This window comes from Cerasibacillus sp. (genome assembly GCF_036516575.1).
Lineage (GTDB): Bacteria > Bacillota > Bacilli > Bacillales > Amphibacillaceae > Cerasibacillus.
In genome coordinates, this window is record NZ_DATBTY010000003.1 from 128,762 (window position 1) to 152,225 (window position 23,464).

Genomic DNA, 23,464 nt, shown 5'->3' on the forward strand with positions numbered 1-23,464 from the left:
ATGTCATTATTTTTTTACGTCCATTCGCTCACGTAAGCGGAATCCTAAGTCAATTATACCTAAAATCCTTACTAAAGGAACGAGAAATGGTGATAATATAACAATAAAGATAGTTATAATAATTGGTAATGCCTTTGACATGTTCCTCTTATAGACAAAGAAAAAGATAAAAGAAATTCCTTGGATTGCCATGAAAAAGCCGAGTAAGGCAATCAAGTTTTGCGCACTAATCGCCACATAACCATCTGGGTCCAAATTCATAAAACTAATGAGTATGGCGATCAAATATAACCAAACAATCGTTACTGGAAATGTTAAATGACGAAATGGTGGAAAACGAAACGCCATTTTCTCCATTCGATTAATGATCTTATAACCAATCCATTGACTTAGAAAAGCCATGAACAAGGCACCAATAATTAACAGCATTGGAAACAAATTCGCAATCATTGGCAATCGTTGTTCAAACATTTTCATCTGTTCATTGACATCTGACCCAACGCCAAACTGTTTAAACAGTTGCTCAGTTTGTTCAAAAGATTGTCGAATCATCTGTTCATAGGCTTGCATCAAGTTAATGTCCATCACCAGTTGCGCAAAAACATACGTAAATAAGAAGCCAAACATAAAACCAACCGTTCCCCTTGCCCATGTTTCATACGGGGTTAGTTGTTTATGCATAGCAACCCCAATCATGATACCGCCAATCCCTGGTATAACTGCTAATGGGAGGGAAAGTAATGTTGCAAAAAGAATTGTTAATAGACTTATGACGGCAAATAATAGAAGGGATGGGCGCCAACTATAGCGATGGGCATAAATAATAAATGGAATAGGTAGTAAAACACTCGCAATGAGTGAAACAAACGGGATAAATGCTGCAATTAGAACCAACACAATAAACACGCCAGCCAAGAGAGCCCCGTCTGTAATTTGCTTCGATTGATTCATCATTTGCACCTCTTCAAAAATCGACTAATCAATTGTTACTATTACCATATGATAACATGATTTCATTAAATATGGCACTTAGAAGTAAGATTGTTAAACTTTATTTCACGTTTTAGTACAATTTATTAACTAAAGTAGCTTATAAATTTCAAGACAATCTTGACACCATCCAGCATAATACTCCAGATTCGTATGTATTTCATATATAATAGACGCAGAAAAGACTCATTAAAATCTGGCAAAGGATGGACATTATGATATTTTGGCAAGCTCTGATCCACAGTCTTAAATTACCAAAAAAACAATCTGTCTTCCAATTAAATCGCGTGGGGATGGATATCGTTGTTTTTTATCTGTTTATCTTGCTCGGAATTGTTTCATTACCAACTCTGATCGAATTCCTATTAGTTGATACAGGGTTAACAGCACGTATGAACGTTGTTTTTAGACTCATTTACTACTTTATCTTTTCCTATTTACCATTAACGATTATTGTCTTTTTATTATTGTCCCTTGTTGCTTATATCGGGCTAGGGTTAACTCGTTTACTAAAACGGAAATTGCACTATGCTATTTTATGGAAGATGAGTGCTTTTATCTCGACTATTCCGTTTTTGCTTTATACAATCGTTAGTTTGTTTTATCCATTGGATGATCATTGGCTATTTGTATTGATTCCATATACACTTATATTTTTATTTAAAATTATAACCATCTATCCGAAAAGACCGACTTAAGCGTATGAAATATAGAAAATCGTAATGGACGGAAGCTAGGTGGAATGATATTCTTTTAAACTGCCGAGTGCTTAGGGTCGATTTGGCTAATCTGCCCCCATTTCGGGTTAGGCGGAGAATGGGGGCGCGTCAACCCGATGTTATTGTTCATAAATAATTTGACCAATGCCATCTATTTCATAATGAAGACCCAATAGTTTCTCTTGAAAGGCTGGTTGACTTAAAATGTGTAGCAAGCGATCAATTAAAGCTGAGGTCTCTTCATTTTTCGTAACGACGAGATCATAGTTTTCATTTATCATCGGGATAAAATCAATATTTGCCATTTTAGCTGTATGTTTTATACCGACACCAACATCTGCTTTTCCACTAGAAATGGTTGATGCAACCCCTAAATGGCTCGTCTGCACATCATGAAACCCTTTGATACTATGTCGCTGAATGCCATGTAATCGTAATTGTTCTTCTAGAAGAACACGTGCCCCTGCTCCTTTTTCTCTATTGACCAAACGGAGGTCATGCCTACTGAAGTCTTTCCATCCTGTAACTTTTTTGGGATTTCCTTTAGCAACATATAAACCAGCTTGTCGTTTAATAAAACGTATGACAACAAATGAGTGACTCACTAAAATTCTCCGTATATAAGGTAAATTATATGAATTTGTTTCACCATCAAATAAATGTGTACTTACAATATGGGATTTTCCTTGATACATTGACATAAGACCATCTAAACTACCAACTTGAGAGCGTAGTGAAGCAAGTCCTAATTCGCGTGTCAATAAGTCTAAACTATTGTCTTGGCCACAAATAACGATAGACGGTGATGCTTGCTGAGATGCTTTATTAATTTGATTGTTTAATGGTAAGTTCATCACCTTACCCTCTTTTTGACGAAGTTTATAATTTTCTAATTCACTTCGGTCAACCCGCATTTGCCGCCCAACACGATAGGCTTGTAGCTCTCCTTTTTTAATTAAATCATAGACTGTCAATTTGGAAACCTTTAAAATTCTCGCTAATTCTTCTGTCGTATACGATTCATCATGATTAAGCATGTACCTACCACCTCTCATGATATTGTAACATTTTTATCCTTTTAATAGATGAAACTTATTATACTGCATTCACTATTCATGAAATAACTGCCAAGCTTAATGAAAATCATATACTTTTCAATGTTACTTTTAACAAAAATGACAAAACTTATGATTAAATCCTATAAAGCTTACTTATATTCCATGCTAGACAGATAGAAATATTATATAATTAAATATATCTAAATATAACTAGGCATATTTAATTATAACTAGGAGGGGTTATATGAAACAATTTCGTATGGTCATTGTCCTATTACTAGCTGTTTTTTTACTCTCTAGTTGTGGGTCGACAGAAGATGCACAAAACAATAATAAAGCAAATGAAACAGCCTCGTTAACGATTTCTGCTGCGATTAGTTTAACGGATGCACTAGAAGAAATGAAACCTATTTTTGAAAAAGAGCATAATGTTGAATTAACATTTAATTTAGGTGGATCTGGAAAGTTAGCACAACAGATTCAACAAGGTGCGCCTGTTGATGTTTTTATCTCTGCTAATCAAGATTGGATGGATACATTAGAAAAAGAAGAACTCATTCAAACGGATACAAGAAAAGATATAACAGGAAATAAGATTGTGTTAATTTCCTCTAAGGATGCCCATTTATCAATGAATTTACTAGAAGAAATCGATCAACTTGATTCGGTTAAACAAATTGCTGTTGGAAACCCTGAAACGGTTCCAGCTGGAAAATATACCGAACAGATTTTAACACATCTAGAAAAATGGGATGGATTACAAAATCAAATTATTTTAGCTAAGGATGTTCGTCAAGTCCTAACATATGTTGAAACAGGCAATGCTGAAATCGGATTCGTCTATGAAAGTGACGCAAAAACATCTGATCAAATTGATATTTTATTAACCGCTGATACGAAGATGCATGATCCGATTATTTATCCAGCTGCGGTGACAACCGACACAGAACATGAAAATGTCGCCAAAGATTTTTTAGAATTCCTTGAAAGTGATCAAGCCCAAGATATCTTACAATCATATGGATTTCAAAAGTAATTAGGTGTTATGTATGAATGAAATGAATTTATCACCCTTATGGTTATCTTTTAAAACAGCCATCATAGCAACCATGATTGTCTTTATTATTGCTGTCTTTTTAGCACGTGTTTTATCGAGACGATCTTTTCCCGGTAAAAGTGTCATAGAAGCGGTTTTCCTTTTACCACTTGTTTTACCGCCAACAGTTGTTGGTTTTGGTTTGCTTTTCTTATTTGGTAAAAAGGGTCCGATTGGAAAAATCCTCATCAAATGGTTTGATATACAAGTTGTTTTTTCTTGGTATGCGGTTATTATTGCTGCAATTGTTGTCGCATTTCCTTTAATGTATCAAAGCGCTTCTGCAGCTTTTCAAAAGTATGATGCAAATTTAGAATATGCAGCTTATACGATGGGGGCTTCAAAATGGCGCGTCTTTTGGACCATCTCTTTCCCTTTAGCTTGGCCTGGGTTATTAGCTGGTCTTGTGCTCACGTTTGCTAGAGCATTAGGAGAATTTGGTGCGACATTAATGCTGGCGGGCTATATTCCAAATGTGACCGATACAATCCCACTAGCCATCTATTTCGCTGTAGAATCTGGAAATATGGAGATGGCAACATTTTGGGTTATCATCATCGTTTCACTCGGCTTTAGTGCAATCCTTTGGTTAAACTGGTGGAGCAAACGACATATGTTACAACATGCTCATAAAAGAAAGACATGAGGAGAATATTCATGTTAGATATCAATATTTATAAAAAACTTTCCCACTTTGATTTACACGTCCAACTAAAAACAAAACAAGAACGGGTTGTCCTATTTGGACCATCTGGTTCTGGAAAAACAACTGTTTTAAATTGTATTGCCGGTATTTTACATCCTGATGAAGGACATATTCGATTAAAAGAGCAAACGTTCTTCGACTCTGAGCAAAAAAGAAATAAGCCAACTCCTATTCAAAATAGAAATCTAGGTTATCTCTTTCAAGATTATGCGCTTTTTCCACATATGACCGTGAAACAAAATATTGCTTATGGAATGAAGGACTCAGAAATTGTGAAAGATTTAATTGAAGTGGTTGGAATCGAGCATTTATTACAAGAATATCCAAGTAACATATCTGGCGGTGAAAAGCAACGTGTTGCATTAGTACGGGCGCTCGCTACTAGACCAAATGCATTGCTTTTAGACGAGCCGTTTTCTGCATTAGATGAAAAAACGCGACGTGATTGTCAAGATGAGCTTTTACGCATTCACGACATGTGGAATATACCGATTTTGATTGTGACACATAATCTGGAAGAAGCTAGGAAATTGGGACATCGAATTTTAAGAATAAATCAAGGAAAGATCGTCCATTAACAAGGAAAGTATTCCTATCATATTAAAACCCCACTAGTAACGTATACTAGTGGGGTTTTATGATTACTCAGATACATATGGTAAAAGTGCCATTTGACGAGCACGCTTAATTGCTTTTGTTAATTTACGTTGATATTTCGCAGTTGTTCCTGTTACACGACGAGGAAGAATTTTCCCGCGTTCGGAGATAAAACGTCTTAACAGATCAACATCTTTGTAGTCGATATGTGTGATACCATTTGATGTAAAGTAGCACACTTTACGACGTCTACCACGACCACCACGACGAGCTGCCATATATATCCCTCCTTTTATCAATTGTTTAAGTTATATATGTGCTTTAGAATGGGAGATCATCATCAGAGATATCAATTGGTTCGCCACTATCCTTAAAGATATCTTCATCCATTCTATTTTGGTTGTTTTGATTCATTTGGTTGTTCTGATTCGGTTGTTGTTGGTGTTGTTGTTGGAAACCTGAACCAGCACTTGGTGAGTAAGCATCTTGACTATCTCTACCTTGTGACGAGCGTGATTCCAAAAACTGAACACTGTCTGCTACCACTTCGGTGACGTAAACAGTTTTACCATCTTGTCCTTCATAACTACGTGTTTGAATCCGGCCATCTACACCAATCAGATTTCCTTTTTTCATATAATTAGCAAGATTTTCAGCTGGACGACGCCAAACAACACAATTAATGAAGTCGGCCTCACGATTACCTTGTTGATTTGTAAAAGGTCGATTACATGCTACAGTAAAATTCGCTACGGCTACTCCACTTGCTGTATAACGTAATTCAGGATCCCTCGTTAATCTGCCGACAAGTACGACACGATTTAACATCAGAACCACCCCTTTTTATTATTGGTCATCATCGCGAACTACGATGTGACGAACAATATCATCGGAATACTTCGCTAAGCGACTGAATTCACTAACTGCATTCTCATCACTTTTGAAGTTCACAACGACATAATATCCATCACGGTAGTTGTCAATTTCATATGCAAAACGTTTTTTGCCTTTTTCGTCAACTTTTTCGATTTCCGCACCACGATCTGTTAAAATAGTGTTGAAACGCTCAATCAATCCTTTTTGCGCTTCCTCTTCGATATCTGGGCGGATGATGTACATAATTTCGTATTTTCTCATCCGTTACACCTCCTTTTGGTCTTTACGGCCCTTATGTAACATAAGAGCAAGGAGTAATCCAATATAAATTCAATTACTCACGATAGTTAATTATAGCAAAAAAGCATTTAATACACAACCATTATCAAGGGATCCACGTCATTTTTTTATACATTAAAACGGAAATGAATGATGTCTCCGTCTTGAACGATATAATCTTTTCCTTCTAAACGAACTTTTCCATTTTCTCTTGCTTGTGTCATAGAACCTGCTTCAACTAAATCATCATATGATACTGTTTCCGCACGGATAAAACCTTTTTCAAAATCTGTATGAATAATTCCTGCCGCTTGCGGAGCCTTCATTCCTTTTTTGAATGTCCATGCACGAACTTCTTGTTCCCCTGCTGTAAAGTAAGTCCCTAATCCGAGCAATGAATAAGAAGCTTTAATGAGCTGATCAAGTCCAGACTCTTGAATACCTAACTCGTTTAAGAACATTTCTTTTTCTTCTTGATCTAATTCTGAAATTTCTTCCTCAATTTTCGCACTGATGACAATGACTTCTGATTCTTCTTTAGCTGCGTATTCTTGTACTTTTTGCACATGTTCATTCGTATCAGGTTCAACAATATCATCTTCGCTCACATTGGCTACATAAAGCATTGGTTTAGATGTTAATAAATGAAGGCCTTTTACGATTTTCATTTGATCTTCATTAAAGTCGATTGAACGTGCCGGCTTTTCATTTTCGAAAGCCTCTTTAAGCTTCGTTAACACTTCAAATTCCATAACGGCTTCTTTATCTTTTTGTTTAGCCAGTTTTTCCACACGCTGATAACGTTTATTCACTGTTTCTAAATCAGCTAAAATCAATTCTAAATTAATGATTTCTATATCATCAATTGGATTAATCGTACCAGATACATGTGTGATATTCTCATCATCAAAACAACGTACGACCTGACAAATAGCATCCACCTGTCTAATATGGGATAGAAATTGGTTGCCAAGCCCTTCACCCTTGCTTGCTCCTTTTACAATTCCTGCAATATCTGTAAACTCGAAAGCTGTTGGCACAGTTTTTTTCGGTTTAACTAATGTTGTTAAATGATTTAAACGTTCGTCTGGGACTTCCACAATACCTACATTCGGATCAATCGTACAGAACGGGTAATTTGCTGATTCTGCTCCTGCCTGGGTAATGGCATTAAATAATGTAGATTTTCCTACGTTTGGTAGTCCGACAATTCCTGCTGTCAAAGACATACAACTTTCACTCCTTAAGGATTCCATTCATATGAATGTATCAATCACTCTAATTATAGTTTTAATAAGTAGATAAAACAAGTTATGGAAAAGAAGAAATAGACAGTGAGTAACCGTCTATTTTTCCATTTCTATCTAGATAGAATTCATTTTCCATATTGTTTCACTTATTCTTCGCTTAGTTCAATCACTTTTCTCATTTTCTTAATAAATTCCCGCCGTGGCATAAGGACGCTATGCTCACAACCAAGGCATTTAATCCGTATATCCATGCCCATGCGAATAATTCGCCAACGGTTTTCTCCACAAGGGTGGGGTTTTTTCATTTCAACGACATCTTTCAATGCAAATTGCTTCTCATTCATCCTTATGTTCCTCCTCTATCCCTTTATTTCAAGCGACTCTTATATAAATATTCAGTCATTATGTCATTTATATTTACACAATCTCCTTATATCTATTTATGATATGCTTTCTCTTAATAAAAGTAAAGTCGTGATTGTTATGTTGAACGATAGAATAATAGTCGTGTTAAAACATATAAATTCAAAATCCCATATACAGGATATGTATAATGAATGAGTGGTCCAAAACCGATAGCTGTCATAGGAATAATGGTACAAAGAGCTAAACTAACAATGACTCCTGTTTCAAGGGAGGTATGTCTTCTTATTCGTGATACAATCCCTATCATTCCTGCAGCAGCAGTTGTTAAAATCGCAAACCACAATAATATTGACATCGATATATTCATCGATATGGAATACCTTTTTAGTATGACAAATAGCGGTATTTCATTAAAATTAAGCTCATGTGATATATGTATTAAGCTATTATTATATAAGTAGGAGATAATTCCTAATATGAGGGCGCTCCCTAGACTTGCAAGCCAAATCTCTCCTTCTGATTGAATATGCTGTCCAATTGCTCCTAGCACTGCTATTAGGGGAAAGATATTTAATGCCGTAAATGGAAAAGCCGCTAACCAATTGTCCTGATATGTCCATTGTGAAAGAAATGAAATCTGTTCATCGATAGAAAACAGGATAAGAACATAAACAAGAGCGATGATTAATATAGGTATTAAAACGAGATTGATCATTAGGGTATTGTGAATCCCATTATAAAAAAGCATGATCAGGACGATTGCTAAAAATATGACACCGAACCCATAAGGTAAATGATATACTTGTCCAGTTGCACCACTGCCAGCTAACATAACAACGGTTGTTGTATATAAATATAAAAAGATCATCCCATCATAGAAAACAACGAACCGTTTCCCGACAATTTCCTCTAGTACCGGGCGGTAATCGGTTGTCTGTCTTCGGAAACTAATGTTCATGATTGCAAAGGTTGCAATAGAAAAACAAATAACAAATAATATGATAGCAATCTCACTACCAGGTCCAAAGAACTCCCATAACTCCCTACCCGAAGCATAACCCGCACCAATGGTTGTCCCTATAATTAAGAACATCCATTTCATTCCTGATTTTAACATTATTATCCTCCAGTATATCCAATTTATCATGTATAAAACTTTCATAAATACCGTATACTATAACACTATGATTTTGGAGGATAAGCTATGAGTCAAAGTTTGTACAACCAGCATAATGACCAGCATGATTCTCTACGCATACATTATACTCATCCACATGCAAGTCATCTCTTATACCAACAGCTTTCCAATTGGTTGCCAAAAGCACCACGCGACTATGTCATCGCATGTATCGGGACGGATCGTTCTACAGGGGACGCTTTAGGGCCATTTGTAGGGACATATTTGCATGAAATTAATTTAAAACAAATCACGGTTTACGGAACGCTTCAAGAACCGATTCATGCGACGAATTTATGGGACGCAATAAATCATATTAATCAATCACATCAACGGCCTTTTATTATTGCCGTTGACGCTTCTTTAGGTCAGAAGACATCAATCGGACAACTTGTTGCGAAAAAAGGGGCATTAAAACCAGGTGCGGCTCTTAATAAGATGCTCCCGCCAATTGGGGATTTATATATAGCTGGCATTGTTAATGTGAGTGGTTTTATGGAATATGCTGTCTTACAAAATACACGTCTTGCGGTTGTCGTTGAAATGGCAAAAACAGTTGCAAAAGCTCTCGAAAAACTCGATCATCAATTGACGTGTGCGCAATCCTCATATCCTCATCAATATAAATAGCCATCCTTCACCAAAAGTAAAGGATGGCTATCCAAAATGTTTCACGTGAAACATTTTGGGTTTCTTGAGATGTTAAACACTTTCCATCATTTCAATAATCCGATTTAAATCATCATCTGTATAAAATTCGATTTCAATTTTGCCTTTTCTTTTTCCTTTTTGAATCGTAACAGCTGTACCAAACTTTTCACGTAAAACAGATTCTTGTGCTACGATAAATGGATCTTTTGCTTGTTTCTTAGGTTTTTGTAGTGGTTTGTCATTTAAAACCGCGATCATTCGCTCAACTTGACGGACATTTAATTTTTCTCGAACAATCTTTTGTGCTAAAGGTAATACATTTTCTTTGTCCTTTAATCCAAGTAAAGCACGTCCATGTCCCATTGAAAGTTCTCCAGTATTAATTTTGGCAATGACGGCTTTTGGTAGAGCAAGTAAACGAATCATATTAGCTATATGTGAACGGCTTTTCCCAAGTCTTTTTGATAATTCCTCTTGGGTTACTTGAAGGTTTTCAATTAATGTTTGATATGCTTCTGCCTCTTCTATCGGAGTAAGGTCTTCACGCTGTAAGTTTTCTAGTAGAGCTAACTCCATCATGCGTTCATCAGTCATCTCTTTCACGACGACTGGTACTGTAGTAAGACCGGCTTCCTTGGCTGCGCGATAGCGTCGTTCACCAACAACGATTTCATATCCTTTAATACTTTTACGTACAATGAGTGGTTGAATGATCCCATATTCAAGAATGGAGTCTTTTAGTTCTTCAATCGCATCTGCTTCAAACGTTTTCCGCGGTTGATATGGATTTGGTCGACATTCTGTTACAGCTATTTCTTGAATGGATTCTTCTTCTTTTTGTTCGGCGTCTTTAAAAAGGGCATCCAGTCCCCTACCCAACCTTCGTGTCACTATTCACCACTTCCCTCGCCAATTCAAGATAAACTTCTGCCCCGCGGGATTTAGGGTCGTAGACAGTTATTGGTTTTCCATGACTAGGCGCTTCACCTAAGCGAACATTGCGCGGGATTATTGATTGGTACACTTTATCTTGAAAGTATTTTTTTACTTCTTCAATCACTTGAATACCTAAATTTGTCCGTGCATCTAACATCGTTAATAAAACACCTTCTATCATTAATGATGTATTTAAATGCTTTTGGACTAACCTTATCGTATTTAATAACTGACTTAATCCTTCTAGTGCATAATATTCACATTGTACCGGAATCAATACCGAATCAGAGGCTGTTAGAGCATTGATAGTTAAAATACCTAATGATGGTGGACAATCTATAATTAAGTAATCATAATCGTCTTTCAGCTCTTCTAATGCCTTTTTCAGACGTATTTCACGTGAAATAACTGGTACTAGCTCTATTTCTGCACCAGCTAATTGAATGGTAGCAGGAATAACATCTAAATTTTCTATTTCAGTAGGAAATAACACGTCCTTAGCAGATACCTCTTCTATTAATACATTATAAACACAATTTGTTGCATCTGCTTTATTAATACCGACACCGCTCGTTGCATTTCCTTGTGGGTCAATATCTACAAGCAATACACTATAACCTAATTTAGCTAAACTAGCACTTAAGTTAACCGATGTCGTCGTCTTTCCTACGCCACCTTTCTGATTAGCGATGGAAATAATCTTCCCCATAATTACACCTACCTGTTTTGTTTGAATAACACTTTTCTTATTAACATTTCCTCGCAAAAAACATTACTTCTTCTATTCTATCATTTTTTTTGCATATAGACAGCGAATTTACCTAGTAAAATAAATAAAAAGCCCTTCCTCATAAGGTAAAGGCTTTAAAAAGTTATAAATAAATAATATGATTACTTTTTTGGTATTTTTATCGTTATTTGATAGTAATCTTCTAATTCTTCTTCGTTTGACTCCACTTCAATACCAGTATCTGACACCATTGTTAATGATTGGCGTATGGTATTCATCGCAATACGTACGTCTTTACTAATTCCTTTCAATTTCGGACGCGGTTTTGCTTTTTTCTTTTTCGATCCTAATAACTCAGTTACTCTCTCTTCAGTTTGTTTTACATTTAAATGCATTTCAATGATATCATTTAATAACTTGAGTTGTGTTTCTTCATTTTTTAATTTAATTAATGCTCTTGCATGACGTTCAGTAATTTGTTTCGTTAATAAGGCTTGATGTACTTCTTCAGGCAAATTTAATAGACGTAACTTATTAGCGATTGTTGATTGACTTTTACCTAATCGTTGTGCTAATGCTTCTTGTGTTAAATCATGAAGTTCTAAAAGTTTAGCATAAGCAACAGCTTCTTCAATCACTGTTAATTCCTCTCTTTGCAAGTTCTCTATTAATGCGACTGAAGCTGTTTGTGTATCATTCATATCCCGAATGATGGCCGGTATGTTTTCCCACTCTAATGTTTGAACAGCACGCCATCTACGTTCACCAGCTATAAGTTCAAATTGATCTTCATCTAGCTTTCTAACAACAATGGGCTGAATCATACCATGCGTATGTATGGTTTGAGCGAGTTCACGGATTTTTTCTTCGTCGAATAATGTCCGTGGCTGAAATCGATTAGGTTGAATTTGGTTGACCGGGAGCTCAATCACTTCATCAGGACGATATGTTATCGAATCGTCTTCGGATTTTTCCTTCATACCAAAGAGACGGTTGAAAGGTTGCAACACGTTTCACCCCACCTTTTCATTATTCATTCTAAATCATTATGGCTTGATCTATGTATGAACATTCATTTTTTTAGATCCACCTATTTTGTTTCCGCATATGCCTTACATCATTCAATGAACTAAAAAGCATATGCTTTCATATATATAAACATCCAAAATGTTTCACGTGAAACATTTTTAGGATGGAGTATCATGATTGACCACATATTACCATAATATCATATTTCAGCATGTTATCCATAGGCTACAAATCTGTTTTATATGTCTTTTTTTACATGACTGACAGAAAAAAATAAAATCATAATGACATTATAGTACATATGTTCCTATTATTCAATCGGTGAACGGTTTGGTGTACCCGGTTTTCGAGGGTATTTCTTAGGTGTGGACTTCATTTTATCAATACAAATGATGGTTCTTTCACTACCCTCTTTAGGTAAGGTAAGCAGATATGTTTTTTTAACTTTCCCTCCAAGAACGCGAATCGCTTTTTGAGCCTTTAGCAACTCTTCTTTTCCCTGTGCACCTTTCATCGCAATAAAAAGGCCTCCATTTTTTACTAAAGGTAAGCATAGTTCACTAAGAACAGACATTCGTGCCACTGCTCTTGCTAAAACAATGTCAAAGGTTTCACGAAACTGTTTATTCTTCCCAAAAGTCTCCGCGCGGTCATGGTAAAAGGAGACATTTTCTAGTTGCAGTTTCTCTGCTAAATGTTCTAAGAAACCGATGCGCTTTTTTAACGAATCAACAATCGTAATGTCTAAATGAGGGAAACATATTTTTAAGGGGATACTTGGAAAACCAGCTCCCGCCCCTACATCACATATATGCTTATCATTTTTAAATTCATGATAAAAGGCAACAGAAACCGAATCATAAAAATGCTTTAAATAAACCTCTTCTTTATCAGTGATAGCCGTTAAGTTCATTTTTTCATTCCATTCGACTAATGTTTGATAGTAAATGGAAAACTGTTCTAATTGACGCTTCGTTAAAACAATTCCTTTTTCCTCAAGGGCTCTCTTGAACTGTTCACGATTCATGCATGTCATCCTTTTTTATGTATTTTGATTAAAAACCGACATGAGAGTCGGTTTTTAATCTAGTTAGCTAATTTAGCAATTTTACCTTGTTCGATATAAACAAGCAGTATCGAAATATCAGATGGATTTACACCAGATATTCGCGATGCTTGACCAACAGATAGAGGACGTACTTGTTTTAACTTTTCTTTTGCTTCTGTTGCAATCCCGCTAATCTTATCATAATCAATATTTTCTGGTATTAATTTTCCATCCATTTTTTTCATTCGTTCAACTTGTTCATATGTCTTCTTAATATAACCTTCATACTTAATTTGTATCTCGACTTGTTCTTTTACTTCTTGTGGTAAATCTTGTTTATCTATCACAGTTTCTAATAATTCATACGTCACTTCTGGCCGCTTTAATAAGTCATAAGCACGAACAGCATCTTTCAATAAAGATCCTTTCACTGATTTTAACATGTCTTGTACTGATTCGGTCGGTTTTACAATAATTTTATAGAGACGATCTTTTTCTTCTTTTACAAGCTGTTTCTTGTCAGTGAATTTTTGATAACGTTCTTCAGAAATAAGTCCTAACTCAAATCCAAGCTCTGTCAAACGTAAGTCCGCATTATCATGACGTAACAACAAACGATATTCAGCTCGCGATGTGAGTAGTCGGTAAGGTTCACGTGTTCCTTTCGTGACAAGATCATCGATAAGCACACCGATATAGGCCTGTGAACGATCAAGTATAACAGGTTCCTTACCAAAAATCTTTTGAGCTGCATTAATACCAGCCATAATTCCTTGTGCGGCAGCTTCTTCATAACCAGATGTTCCATTAATTTGACCGGCAGTATAAAGACCAGATATTTTTTTCGTTTCTAATGTTGGCCAAAGTTGTGTCGGTACTAAAGCATCATATTCGATTGCATATCCTGGACGCATAATTTCGGCTTTTTCTAATCCTTTTACAGAACGAACGATATCATGTTGTAAGGATTCTGGTAATGAAGTTGATAATCCTTGAACATAATATTCTTCAGTATGACGTCCTTCTGGTTCTAAAAATACTTGGTGACGTGGTTTATCATGAAAACGAACAATTTTATCTTCAATAGACGGGCAATATCTTGGACCTGTTCCACGTTTGGCACCAGAGTACATGGCAGATAAAGTAAGATTATCATTAATGATTTCATGGGTGTGTTGATTCGTATGCGTTAACCAGCACGGCATTTGATCAGTTATATAGTCAGTTGTCTCATAAGAAAAGCCCTGTGGTTTCTCATCACCCGGTTGAATTTCTGTTTTTGAATAATCAATTGTGCGACCATTAACTCGTGGTGGTGTACCTGTTTTAAAACGTGTTAATTGAAATCCAAGTTCTTCAAGATTCTCTGATAATTTGACAGATATACGTTGGTTATTTGGACCACTTTCATACTCTAAATCACCCATCAACACTTTTCCACGCATAAATGTCCCTGTCGTTATAATGACAGCTTTTGCGTAATAGGCGGCTTTAGTTTCGGTAATCACACCTTTACAAACACCATCTTCTACAATTAATTCATTTACCATCGCTTGACGGAGGGTAATATTCTCTTCTTTTTCAATGATATGTTTCATTTTTTGAACATAGACAGGTTTATCTGCCTGTGCTCGGAGTGCCTGTACTGCAGGCCCTTTTCTTGTATTAAGCATGCGCATTTGAATATGAGCTTGGTCAATGACTTTACCCATTACACCACCGAGGGCATCAACTTCACGAACAACAATCCCTTTGGCCGGACCCCCAAGTGATGGGTTACATGGCATAAAGGCAATCATATCTAGGTTTAATGTGAGCATAAGGGTTTTCGCACCCATGCGCGCTGCTGCTAATCCCGCTTCAACGCCGGCATGACCTGAACCAACAACAATTACATCGTAATGTCCTGCATTATATGTCATCTTGTTTCATCCTTTCTTTAATTTTTTTATCCGAATCAATTTCGTAAATATCTCGCTTTTTTAAGCCATAGAACTACAAAATTTTATAGGTAGCTTCGAATCGTGGGAGCTGCTTCCTTCTTTAATATTTTGAAACACTTGCCCTGTAAGAATAAGAATTAACTCTCCTATTTACCTAAACAAAACTGAGCGAACAATTGATCAATCAATGCCTCACTCGCTGTATCGCCAATGATTTCGCCTAAAAATTCCCACGTGCGGGTGATGTCGATTTGGACAATATCTAGCGGCATACCCATGTCTAAACTCGCTTTTGCATCTTCTAATGCGTCTTTTGCTTGTTTTAAAAGTTGGATATGACGGGCATTCGATACATAGGTCATATCAACTGATTCAATATCGCCTCTAAAGAATAGATCACGAATAGCCTCTTCCAATTCGTCTATTCCTTCTTCTTTAATTAAAGATGTTGTAATAAGCGGGTGATCTTTCGCTAACTCTTTAACCGCTTCTAAATCCAGGTGTTGTTGTAAATCTGTTTTATTAACAATGACAATATATTCTAAACCTTCAACTGCTTTAAATAGATTTCGGTCATCATCTGTTAATGGTTCATGATAATTTAAAACGAGTAAAACTAAATCAGATTCCTTCAATACTTGATGTGATCTTTCCACACCAATTTTCTCTACAATATCCTCTGTTTCACGAATTCCAGCTGTATCCACCAAACGTAAAGGAACACCACGAACATTGACATACTCTTCAATAATATCACGTGTTGTGCCGGGTACATCCGTGACAATTGCTTTATTCTCTTGAACAAGTGTATTCATTAATGAAGATTTACCGACATTCGGTCTTCCGATAATCGCAGTAGATAAGCCTTCTCTTAAAATCTTACCTTGTTTAGCAACTTGAAGTAACTGCTCAATTTGTTCACTTACTTTTTTCGTTTTTTCCTGCATTAACTCATGAGTCATCTCTTCAACATCATCATATTCTGGGTAATCAATATTAACCTCTACATGGGCAATTGTTTCAAGCAATTCTTGACGAAAAGACTGAATCAATTGTGACAATCGTCCATCCATTTGTTTTAAAGCAACACCCATTGCTTTATCGGTTTTAGCACGAATTAAATCCATCACCGCTTCAGCTTGAGATAAATCAATACGCCCATTTAAAAAGGCACGTTTCGTAAACTCACCCGGATCTGCTAAGCGAGCCCCACTTTCAAGTGCAATTTCTAATACACGATTAACCGCCACGATACCACCATGTGTATTGATTTCGACAACATCTTCTCGTGTAAACGTTTTGGGAGCACGCATCACAGAAACCATCACTTCATCTACAACAGTTTCTGACTCTGGTTCAATAATTTTTCCATAATGAATCGTATGTGAATCAACCTTTTGTAAATTTTTTCCGCTAAATATACGATTTGCAATTAACACTGCCTTTGGCCCGCTTAACCTTACAATCGATATCGCACCTTCACCGATCGGTGTCGATATTGCTGCAATTGTATCTGTCTCCATCATTCCACCTCCTAAATCATTTTTTCATCTATTTAAATCCGTCATTTTATTTATCACCGCGGCGTTACTGAGACTCCCGCGAAACTTATAAATAAGTGCGACTAAAGTTCAGGTGGAGTTTTTACTTCACCTGAACCGAGTCTACTTTATCCACAAAAGTGTCCTAAGTAAATAGATTACCATAAAAAGAAGCAAAAATAAACTTATCCACAGTGGAAATTTCAAGTTAATTTACCAAAAATAAAAATGGTTATCCACATGTGAATAACCATTTCGCGATAAAACTTCTTCGATTCATTTGTAAATAAAAAAATAGTGGATGAACGATAAACTTTCACGTAGCATCCACTATTAATCAATTATAATATCATTAAACAGGTTCGATTATGATATGACGATGTGGTTCTCTTCCATCTGAAGATGTCTTCACACCTTCTTCTTCTTGTAACGCTGTGTGAATGATTTTTCTTTCGTAAGCAGGCATCGGCTCTAATGCGACTTTACGTTTAATTCGTTTAGCGCGTTCAGCCATACGATGTGCTAACGTTTCTAATGTCTTTCGACGTCGTTCCCGATAGCCTTCTGCATCAAGAATAACTTTAAAATATTTGGCGCCTCCACGATTGATCGTTAGATGGACTAAATATTGCAGAGCATTTAAAGTTTGACCACGTTTCCCAATTAATAACGCGATTTTTTCACTGCTTAAATTAAATGTAACTTGTTGATCATCACGATTAGTTTCAATTTTAATATCTGATACCCCCATGTGACGGCTGATTGTTTGAATATACTTCTCAGCTTCTAATACGGGGTCTTTTCGTAATGTAACTTTTACGATAGCTGGTTTGGCACCAAATAAACCAAGAATTCCTTTCTTACCTTCATCAATGACTTCAATTTCAACTTGGTCCTTCGATGTGTTTAACTGCTCTATTGCTGAATGGACCGCTTCTTCCACCGTTTCTCCAGTAGCAGTTACTTGTCTCACTATTTGTCTCCCCCAGTACTAACATCTTTCATCATTGGCTTATTGATGAAAATTGTCTGTGCAACCATAAATATATTCCCGACTACCCAATATAATGCTAATGCAGATGGTAAAATAAAGGCAAAAATCCCAATCATAATTGGCATGACATATAGCATGATTTTAAATTGTGGATTATTAGCTGTTGCAGGACTTCCTGCCATCATTAAACGCTGTTGAAGGTATGTTGCACCAGCAACAATAAACGGTAAAATATAGTCTGGTGTTCCTAATTGGAACCAAAGGAAACTTCCTTTCTTAATTTCAGCTGTCCTCATTATCGCATGATACATCGCAATGAAAATCGGCATTTGAATAAAAATCGGTAAACATCCAGCAAGTGGATTTGCCCCATGTTTTTGGAATAAGGCCATTGTTTCTTGCTGTAACTTTTGTTGTGTATTCGCATCTTTAGATTTATATTTTTCTTGTAATGCTTTTAATTCTGGTTGAATCTCTTGCATCGCTCTGGAACTTTTAATCTGTTTCACGTTCAATGGTAATAAAACTACTCGAATAATGATCGTCACAATAACAATCGCCAAACCATAATTCGTTCCAAATAATTCCGCAAAATAAGTAATTAGCGATGACATCGGGTAAACAAAGAATTTATTCCAAAATCCTGTACTATCTGCGGTAATTGGTTCATTTACTTGTGTACATCCTGAAAGCAGGAAGACCAATCCGATTAATGCCGCAAGCAAAAAAATCTTTTTATTACGCAACCTATTTCCTCCTAACTACAAACCCGAGTATAAAAAATGATTTATCTGTTATTTTATCTGAATTCCATAAGATATTCTATTCATAACTACCTAATCTACTTCTTTTTTAATAATTTCTTTTTGCGTAATAGATGTAATAGGCTTTTTTTAATCTCATGAAACTCCATATTTTTTGTCGGTTGTCTAGCTATCACAATCATATCATACGTATCTTGTATGTCATTTTCTAACTCATGAAATGCTTGACGTAAATAACGTTTAATCTGATTTCTCTTTACCGCATTCCCTATTTTTGTTCCGACTGATAACCCGACACGAAAATGGGTCTGATCTGGCTTTTCCAGATAATATAGAACGAGTTGCCGATTAGCAAATGACTTACCATGTTTAAAAATGTGTTGGAAATCCCGATTATCTTTTACGCGGTATTGTTTTTTCATTGGATCACCTTACTAGGTAATAAATATCAAACCTTTACTTTAAAAAAGACCACTGACTTTTCAGTGGCCTATGCAGACAATACTTTTCTTCCTTTACGACGACGACGAGCTAAAACTTTTCGGCCGTTTTTAGTACTCATACGTGCACGAAAACCATGAACTCGTTTTCTTTTCCGATTATGTGGTTGATAAGTTCTTTTCATTTATATTGCACCTCCCCTGAGGAATTCACACTCCGTAAACAGTCTTTGTCATTATACTTAAGAATAGAGACTGCTGTCAAATTTATTCTCATCCAAATTATTCCCCTAAACATTTAAACTAAATCCGCCCTCTTTTCCATTCTTTAAATTTTATCCACATTAACTTTTATATTGTGCACAACTTATGTTATTATTAATTTTCTAGTTTTTTTTATTCACAACATTTATCGACAAGTTAATCACATAATCGTGCATTGTGGACATTAAATATCTACAACACGCTTATTTTGTGGATAAGTATGATAAACCCATTGCACGCTTGGTTTTATTTTGTTATAATTATTATGTTTTAATCTGTGGGTAACTTTTTCCTCAGTTGACTTATTCACAGATTGTGGATAAGTTGTGTATATGTTTTTCACATACTGTTAAATCATTTATCAACATGATTGTGGATAATGCGAATAACATCTTACAAACACCCTTTTATAACATACATTTCTATGGAAAATTTCACAGATAATGATAAGGCAATATTATATTTTTATATTCGCCTTTCCATCTATTTATTCTCTATTTAAATAGATCGGGAGAGGTTTTTTCATCTAATCATATGTGAAAAACAGGAAATTATGATCATTTCTTACTGTGCTTAGACTCATTTCTAAAAAATAGATAGCCTTATGTATTAATTTATAAGGAAGGAGTGGAAACTGTTGGAGAATATCGGGGATCTCTGGAAAGTCGTTTTAGAGAAAATAGAAGAAAAAGTAAGTAAACCAAGTTATGAAACATGGTTACAGCATACGGAAGCAGAAAAAATTGAAAATAACACATTAACTGTCATGGCACCAAATGAATTCGCCAAAGATTGGTTAGAAGAGCAATATACTGGTCTCATTGCGTCCATTGTAGAAGAAGTTACAGGTTCCCTATTAAAAATAAAATTTGCTATACCTGATACATTATCTGAAACAGAAAACATTAAAGCAGTATCAAAGATTAAACAAAATGATAAACAAACGAATCATAAAAAGACGATGTTAAATCCAAAATATGTCTTCGATACATTTGTTATTGGTTCTGGCAACCGGTTTGCTCATGCCGCTTCTCTTGCTGTAGCAGAAGCACCAGCCAAAGCTTATAACCCTCTATTTATTTATGGTGGTGTTGGGCTTGGTAAAACGCATTTGATGCATGCGATTGGTCATTATGTTCGCGAGCATAAACCAGATGCAAAAGTTGTCTACTTAACATCAGAAAAATTTACGAATGAGTTCATCAATGCCATTATGGAAAACAAAACATCCGAATTTCGTAATAAATATCGGACAGTCGACGTCTTATTAATTGATGACATTCAATTTATAGCTGGTAAAGAATCTACTCAAGAAGAGTTTTTCCATACGTTTAATGCATTGCATGAAGAAAATAAACAGCTCGTCATTTCTAGTGACCGGCCACCAAAAGAAATTCCAACATTAGAAGATCGCTTGCGTTCGCGTTTCGAATGGGGATTAATCACAGATATTACGCCTCCAGATTTAGAAACACGCATAGCAATATTAAACAAAAAAGCAAAAGCGGAAGGACTTGACATTCCAAATGAAGTGATGATGTATATCGCCAACCAAATTGATACGAACATTCGTGAGTTAGAAGGCGCGTTAATTCGTGTTGTAGCATACTCATCATTAGTCAATCAAGATATTGACGCAGCTTTAGCAGCAGATGCTTTAAAAGATATTATTCCAAGTAAAAAACCAAAAGTGATTACAACCCAGACAATTATGGAAGTTGTGGGAGAGAAATATAATGTAAAAATGGAAGAGTTTCTCGCCAAAAAACGAACAAAATCGATTGCATTCCCACGTCAAATTGCCATGTATCTTTCAAGGGAATTAACCGACTTATCTTTACCAAAAATAGGCGACGAATTTGGTGGACGAGATCATACGACGGTCTTACATGCACATGATAAAATTTCTAAGCTTATTATTGATGACACATTATTAAATAAAGAAATTGATGACATAATAGAAACTTTAAAATCGACTTAGGCTTTGTGAATATCGTGCACAACTAAACATACTTATCAACAAACTATTCACATGGGGATAAGTTTTATTTATCTATGTTTAGAGTAGTTATCCACATAATCACAAGGCTTATTATTTCTATTATTATTTTTTTATAATAAATATACATAATATACAGGAGGAAAACAGATGAAATTCGTTATTCAACGAAATCGCTTAGTTGATAGTGTCCAGGATGTTATGAAAGCTATTTCCTCACGCGCGGCAGTTCCTATATTAACAGGAATAAAAATCGAAGCGAAAAAACACGGCATTACATTAACAGGAAGCGACTCAGATATTTCAATTGAATCTTATATACCAAATGAACAAGATGGAGAAACACATGTTGAACAGATTATCGAAGGAAGTATTGTTATTGATGCACGTTATTTTCCAGATATAATTCGTAAACTTCCTGAAAATACCGTTGAAATTTCAGTCAATGACCAATTGCTTGTAACGATTCGCTCAGGTAAAGCAGAATTTAATTTAAATGGTCTAGACGCAAACGAATATCCACTACTTCCAGAAGTCCAAACAGAAGATAGTTTTACAATACCAATTGATTTATTAAAATATATGATTAGTCAAACCGTATTCGCTGTTTCAACGATGGAAACAAGACCTATTTTAACGGGTGTAAATATGACCTTAAAAGACAATCGATTGAACTTTACAGCAACAGACAGCCATCGCTTAGCTTCTCGTCATATTCCAATTGATACGAATGGTCTAGAGTTTTCTAATGTTGTTGTCCCTGGTAAAAGCTTAAATGAATTGAATAAAATACTCGATGAAACTGAAGAATTAGTCGAAATCAGTGTGACAGCTAATCAAATATTGTTTAAATCTAAGCATTTGAACTTTATGTCGCGTTTGTTAGAAGGAAATTACCCAGAGACATCTCGCTTAATTCCAACACAGAGTAAAACGACAATTAATGCAAATACAAAAGAACTGATTCAGGCTATTGATCGTGCATCACTATTAGCAAGAGATGAACGAAATAATGTTGTCCGTTTATCCACAATTAATGAACAGTTAATAGAAATTATGAGTAATTCACCTGAAATTGGTCATGTAGAAGAAGAGATTCCAATCAAATCGTTTCAAGGAGAAGAATTAAATATCTCTTTTAGTTCGAAATATATGTTAGAAGGTTTACGCGCTATTCACTCAGATGAAGTCAGTATTGAGTTTACTGGTGCCATGCGTCCATTTATTATTAGACCAATTGACGGTGAAGAAGTTTTACAATTAATTTTACCGGTAAGAACGTATTAATAATAAACCTATGAGAAAGAATTGGCTTTGTAGCCAGTTCTTTTTCTTGTTTTAGAGCTAATTTGAGTGAATGTCGTAATTAATAGTCGCTATCGGGGGAGAATATCGTAATTCTAAGAAAAAAGCACTTTCTTAAAATCTTAGAATTTGTTGATAAACCAAGCTTAAAGGTAAGGTACTGCATAGCAGTTAACATACATGAAGACTCCAGCGGGAAAAGCGAGGCTAGCGAAGTGTATGTCAACTGCGGGTTAGAAGCAACACTCAAAGTGGAAAAATTATTTATGTTAGTATTGTAAGTCTATGTATTTTTAAGTGAAGTAGTATGACATTGATTCATTTTAATAATAAAGCTTGATTAAACCTCCCGATAAAAAGCAAAATAAGGCATTTTGATGCGTTTTTAGGATAAATATGGGGTCGTCCTTTCATTAACATGAAATCTTTAGTAAAATAGATATACAAGGCTTTTAACGGTAAAAGAAGAGGATACGGTGATCATATGCATGAACGAATTGACATAACAACTGAGTATATAACACTTGGACAATTGTTAAAGTTAGCAAATGTTTTTGAATCGGGTGGCGTTATTAAACAATTTCTTCAGGAACAAGGTGTACTTGTCAATGGTGAAAGAGAAAAACGCCGCGGAAGAAAAATATATCCAAATGATATCGTTGAATTTGAAGATGGCTTAAAGATTCAGGTTACAAAGAAGTAGTTT

General features: G+C 35.5%; 26 protein-coding genes. 8 read left to right on the top strand and 18 right to left on the bottom strand.

Translation table 11 applies throughout. The features are described 5' to 3' along the window. Positions 1 to 6 precede the first annotated feature (6 nt). Positions 7 to 951: a YybS family protein gene (locus VIG73_RS00785; RefSeq protein ID WP_331638379.1), complete on the bottom strand. Its 945-nt coding sequence runs from the start codon at positions 949 to 951 to the stop codon at positions 7 to 9. A gap of 254 nt (positions 952 to 1,205) precedes the next feature. Between VIG73_RS00785 and VIG73_RS00790 the strand changes: the two genes are divergently transcribed. Further along, positions 1,206 to 1,688, top strand: a complete 483-nt coding sequence (locus tag VIG73_RS00790; RefSeq protein ID WP_331638381.1) for a DUF1189 family protein — start codon at positions 1,206 to 1,208, stop codon at positions 1,686 to 1,688. 140 nt (positions 1,689 to 1,828) lie between these two features. On the opposite strand, the gene VIG73_RS00795 is transcribed toward VIG73_RS00790, so the two are convergent. Further along, positions 1,829 to 2,746: a substrate-binding domain-containing protein gene (locus VIG73_RS00795; RefSeq protein ID WP_331638383.1), complete on the bottom strand. Its 918-nt coding sequence runs from the start codon at positions 2,744 to 2,746 to the stop codon at positions 1,829 to 1,831. A 265-nt stretch (positions 2,747 to 3,011) separates the two neighbouring features. Here VIG73_RS00795 and modA point away from each other — a divergent pair, with 265 nt between their 5' ends. Genes modA through VIG73_RS00810 form a run of 3 tightly spaced genes read left to right on the top strand, consistent with a single transcriptional unit; the run spans position 3,012 to position 5,147 of the window. Continuing rightward, on the top strand, positions 3,012 to 3,803 hold the full coding sequence (modA, locus tag VIG73_RS00800; protein WP_331638385.1) for a molybdate ABC transporter substrate-binding protein: 792 nt from the start codon (positions 3,012 to 3,014) through the stop codon (positions 3,801 to 3,803). 22 nt (positions 3,804 to 3,825) lie between these two features. Beyond that, positions 3,826 to 4,509 (top strand): molybdate ABC transporter permease subunit, encoded by a 684-nt coding sequence (modB, locus tag VIG73_RS00805; RefSeq protein WP_331638523.1) that lies wholly within the window; start codon positions 3,826 to 3,828, stop codon positions 4,507 to 4,509. An 11-nt stretch (positions 4,510 to 4,520) separates the two neighbouring features. After that, entirely contained in the window at positions 4,521 to 5,147 is a 627-nt protein-coding gene (locus VIG73_RS00810) for an ATP-binding cassette domain-containing protein (protein WP_331638387.1), read from the top strand. Between the two features lie 63 nt (positions 5,148 to 5,210). On the opposite strand, the gene rpsR is transcribed toward VIG73_RS00810, so the two are convergent. From rpsR to VIG73_RS00840, 6 genes are all read right to left on the bottom strand, one after another. After that, a complete protein-coding gene (rpsR, locus tag VIG73_RS00815) occupies positions 5,211 to 5,444 on the bottom strand; it encodes a 30S ribosomal protein S18 (protein ID WP_331638389.1) in 234 nt (77 codons plus the stop codon). 43 nt (positions 5,445 to 5,487) lie between these two features. Then, positions 5,488 to 5,994, bottom strand: coding sequence for a single-stranded DNA-binding protein (gene ssb, locus VIG73_RS00820; RefSeq protein ID WP_331638391.1), 507 nt, complete (start codon positions 5,992 to 5,994; stop codon positions 5,488 to 5,490). An 18-nt stretch (positions 5,995 to 6,012) separates the two neighbouring features. Further along, complete coding sequence (gene rpsF / locus VIG73_RS00825) at positions 6,013 to 6,303, bottom strand: 30S ribosomal protein S6 (RefSeq protein WP_331638393.1); 291 nt, start codon at positions 6,301 to 6,303, stop codon at positions 6,013 to 6,015. A 146-nt stretch (positions 6,304 to 6,449) separates the two neighbouring features. Further along, positions 6,450 to 7,550: a redox-regulated ATPase YchF gene (gene ychF, locus VIG73_RS00830; RefSeq protein ID WP_331638395.1), complete on the bottom strand. Its 1,101-nt coding sequence runs from the start codon at positions 7,548 to 7,550 to the stop codon at positions 6,450 to 6,452. Positions 7,551 to 7,717: 167 nt separating this feature from the next. Next, on the bottom strand, positions 7,718 to 7,915 hold the full coding sequence (locus VIG73_RS00835; RefSeq protein ID WP_331638397.1) for a DUF951 domain-containing protein: 198 nt from the start codon (positions 7,913 to 7,915) through the stop codon (positions 7,718 to 7,720). A gap of 137 nt (positions 7,916 to 8,052) precedes the next feature. Continuing rightward, on the bottom strand, positions 8,053 to 9,054 hold the full coding sequence (locus VIG73_RS00840) for a hypothetical protein (protein WP_331638399.1): 1,002 nt from the start codon (positions 9,052 to 9,054) through the stop codon (positions 8,053 to 8,055). 87 nt (positions 9,055 to 9,141) lie between these two features. Here VIG73_RS00840 and yyaC point away from each other — a divergent pair, with 87 nt between their 5' ends. Further along, positions 9,142 to 9,744: a spore protease YyaC gene (yyaC, locus tag VIG73_RS00845; protein ID WP_331638402.1), complete on the top strand. Its 603-nt coding sequence runs from the start codon at positions 9,142 to 9,144 to the stop codon at positions 9,742 to 9,744. A 72-nt stretch (positions 9,745 to 9,816) separates the two neighbouring features. Here yyaC and VIG73_RS00850 read toward each other — a convergent pair whose 3' ends face one another. The 10 genes from VIG73_RS00850 to rpmH form a co-directional block, all read right to left on the bottom strand. After that, positions 9,817 to 10,656 (bottom strand): ParB/RepB/Spo0J family partition protein, encoded by an 840-nt coding sequence (locus tag VIG73_RS00850; RefSeq protein WP_331638404.1) that lies wholly within the window; start codon positions 10,654 to 10,656, stop codon positions 9,817 to 9,819. Continuing rightward, positions 10,637 to 11,410, bottom strand: coding sequence for an AAA family ATPase (locus tag VIG73_RS00855; protein ID WP_331638406.1), 774 nt, complete (start codon positions 11,408 to 11,410; stop codon positions 10,637 to 10,639). Before VIG73_RS00855 ends, VIG73_RS00850 begins: the two co-directional genes overlap by 20 nt. A 182-nt stretch (positions 11,411 to 11,592) precedes the next feature. Continuing rightward, the gene (gene noc, locus VIG73_RS00860; RefSeq protein WP_331638408.1) at positions 11,593 to 12,441 is read right to left on the bottom strand and encodes a nucleoid occlusion protein; all 849 of its coding nucleotides are present in this window, start codon (positions 12,439 to 12,441) and stop codon (positions 11,593 to 11,595) included. 329 nt (positions 12,442 to 12,770) lie between these two features. Further along, positions 12,771 to 13,487, bottom strand: coding sequence for a 16S rRNA (guanine(527)-N(7))-methyltransferase RsmG (gene rsmG / locus VIG73_RS00865; RefSeq protein WP_331638411.1), 717 nt, complete (start codon positions 13,485 to 13,487; stop codon positions 12,771 to 12,773). 59 nt (positions 13,488 to 13,546) lie between these two features. Then, positions 13,547 to 15,430 carry a tRNA uridine-5-carboxymethylaminomethyl(34) synthesis enzyme MnmG gene (gene mnmG, locus VIG73_RS00870; RefSeq protein WP_331638413.1) on the bottom strand — a complete coding sequence of 628 codons (1,884 nt, stop codon included), beginning with the start codon at positions 15,428 to 15,430 and terminating at the stop codon, positions 13,547 to 13,549. 167 nt (positions 15,431 to 15,597) lie between these two features. Next, positions 15,598 to 16,974 (bottom strand): tRNA uridine-5-carboxymethylaminomethyl(34) synthesis GTPase MnmE, encoded by a 1,377-nt coding sequence (gene mnmE, locus VIG73_RS00875; RefSeq protein WP_331638415.1) that lies wholly within the window; start codon positions 16,972 to 16,974, stop codon positions 15,598 to 15,600. A gap of 370 nt (positions 16,975 to 17,344) precedes the next feature. Continuing rightward, the gene (gene jag / locus VIG73_RS00880; RefSeq protein ID WP_331638418.1) at positions 17,345 to 17,965 is read right to left on the bottom strand and encodes an RNA-binding cell elongation regulator Jag/EloR; all 621 of its coding nucleotides are present in this window, start codon (positions 17,963 to 17,965) and stop codon (positions 17,345 to 17,347) included. Beyond that, a complete protein-coding gene (gene spoIIIJ / locus VIG73_RS00885; RefSeq protein WP_331638420.1) occupies positions 17,965 to 18,732 on the bottom strand; it encodes a YidC family membrane integrase SpoIIIJ in 768 nt (255 codons plus the stop codon). Before spoIIIJ ends, jag begins: the two co-directional genes overlap by 1 nt. Before the next feature lie 95 nt (positions 18,733 to 18,827). Next, positions 18,828 to 19,172, bottom strand: coding sequence for a ribonuclease P protein component (rnpA, locus tag VIG73_RS00890; protein WP_331638422.1), 345 nt, complete (start codon positions 19,170 to 19,172; stop codon positions 18,828 to 18,830). A 68-nt stretch (positions 19,173 to 19,240) separates the two neighbouring features. After that, positions 19,241 to 19,375: a 50S ribosomal protein L34 gene (rpmH, locus tag VIG73_RS00895; RefSeq protein ID WP_146937224.1), complete on the bottom strand. Its 135-nt coding sequence runs from the start codon at positions 19,373 to 19,375 to the stop codon at positions 19,241 to 19,243. Positions 19,376 to 20,091: 716 nt separating this feature from the next. On the opposite strand from rpmH, the gene dnaA reads away from it, so the two are divergent. The 3 genes from dnaA to yaaA all read left to right on the top strand — a co-directional run bounded on the left by dnaA (position 20,092) and on the right by yaaA (position 23,461). Further along, the gene (gene dnaA, locus VIG73_RS00900) at positions 20,092 to 21,435 is read left to right on the top strand and encodes a chromosomal replication initiator protein DnaA (RefSeq protein WP_331638428.1); all 1,344 of its coding nucleotides are present in this window, start codon (positions 20,092 to 20,094) and stop codon (positions 21,433 to 21,435) included. 168 nt (positions 21,436 to 21,603) lie between these two features. After that, positions 21,604 to 22,740 carry a DNA polymerase III subunit beta gene (gene dnaN, locus VIG73_RS00905; protein ID WP_331638432.1) on the top strand — a complete coding sequence of 379 codons (1,137 nt, stop codon included), beginning with the start codon at positions 21,604 to 21,606 and terminating at the stop codon, positions 22,738 to 22,740. A gap of 502 nt (positions 22,741 to 23,242) precedes the next feature. Further along, a complete protein-coding gene (gene yaaA, locus VIG73_RS00910; protein ID WP_331638434.1) occupies positions 23,243 to 23,461 on the top strand; it encodes a S4 domain-containing protein YaaA in 219 nt (72 codons plus the stop codon). Positions 23,462 to 23,464 lie beyond the last annotated feature (3 nt).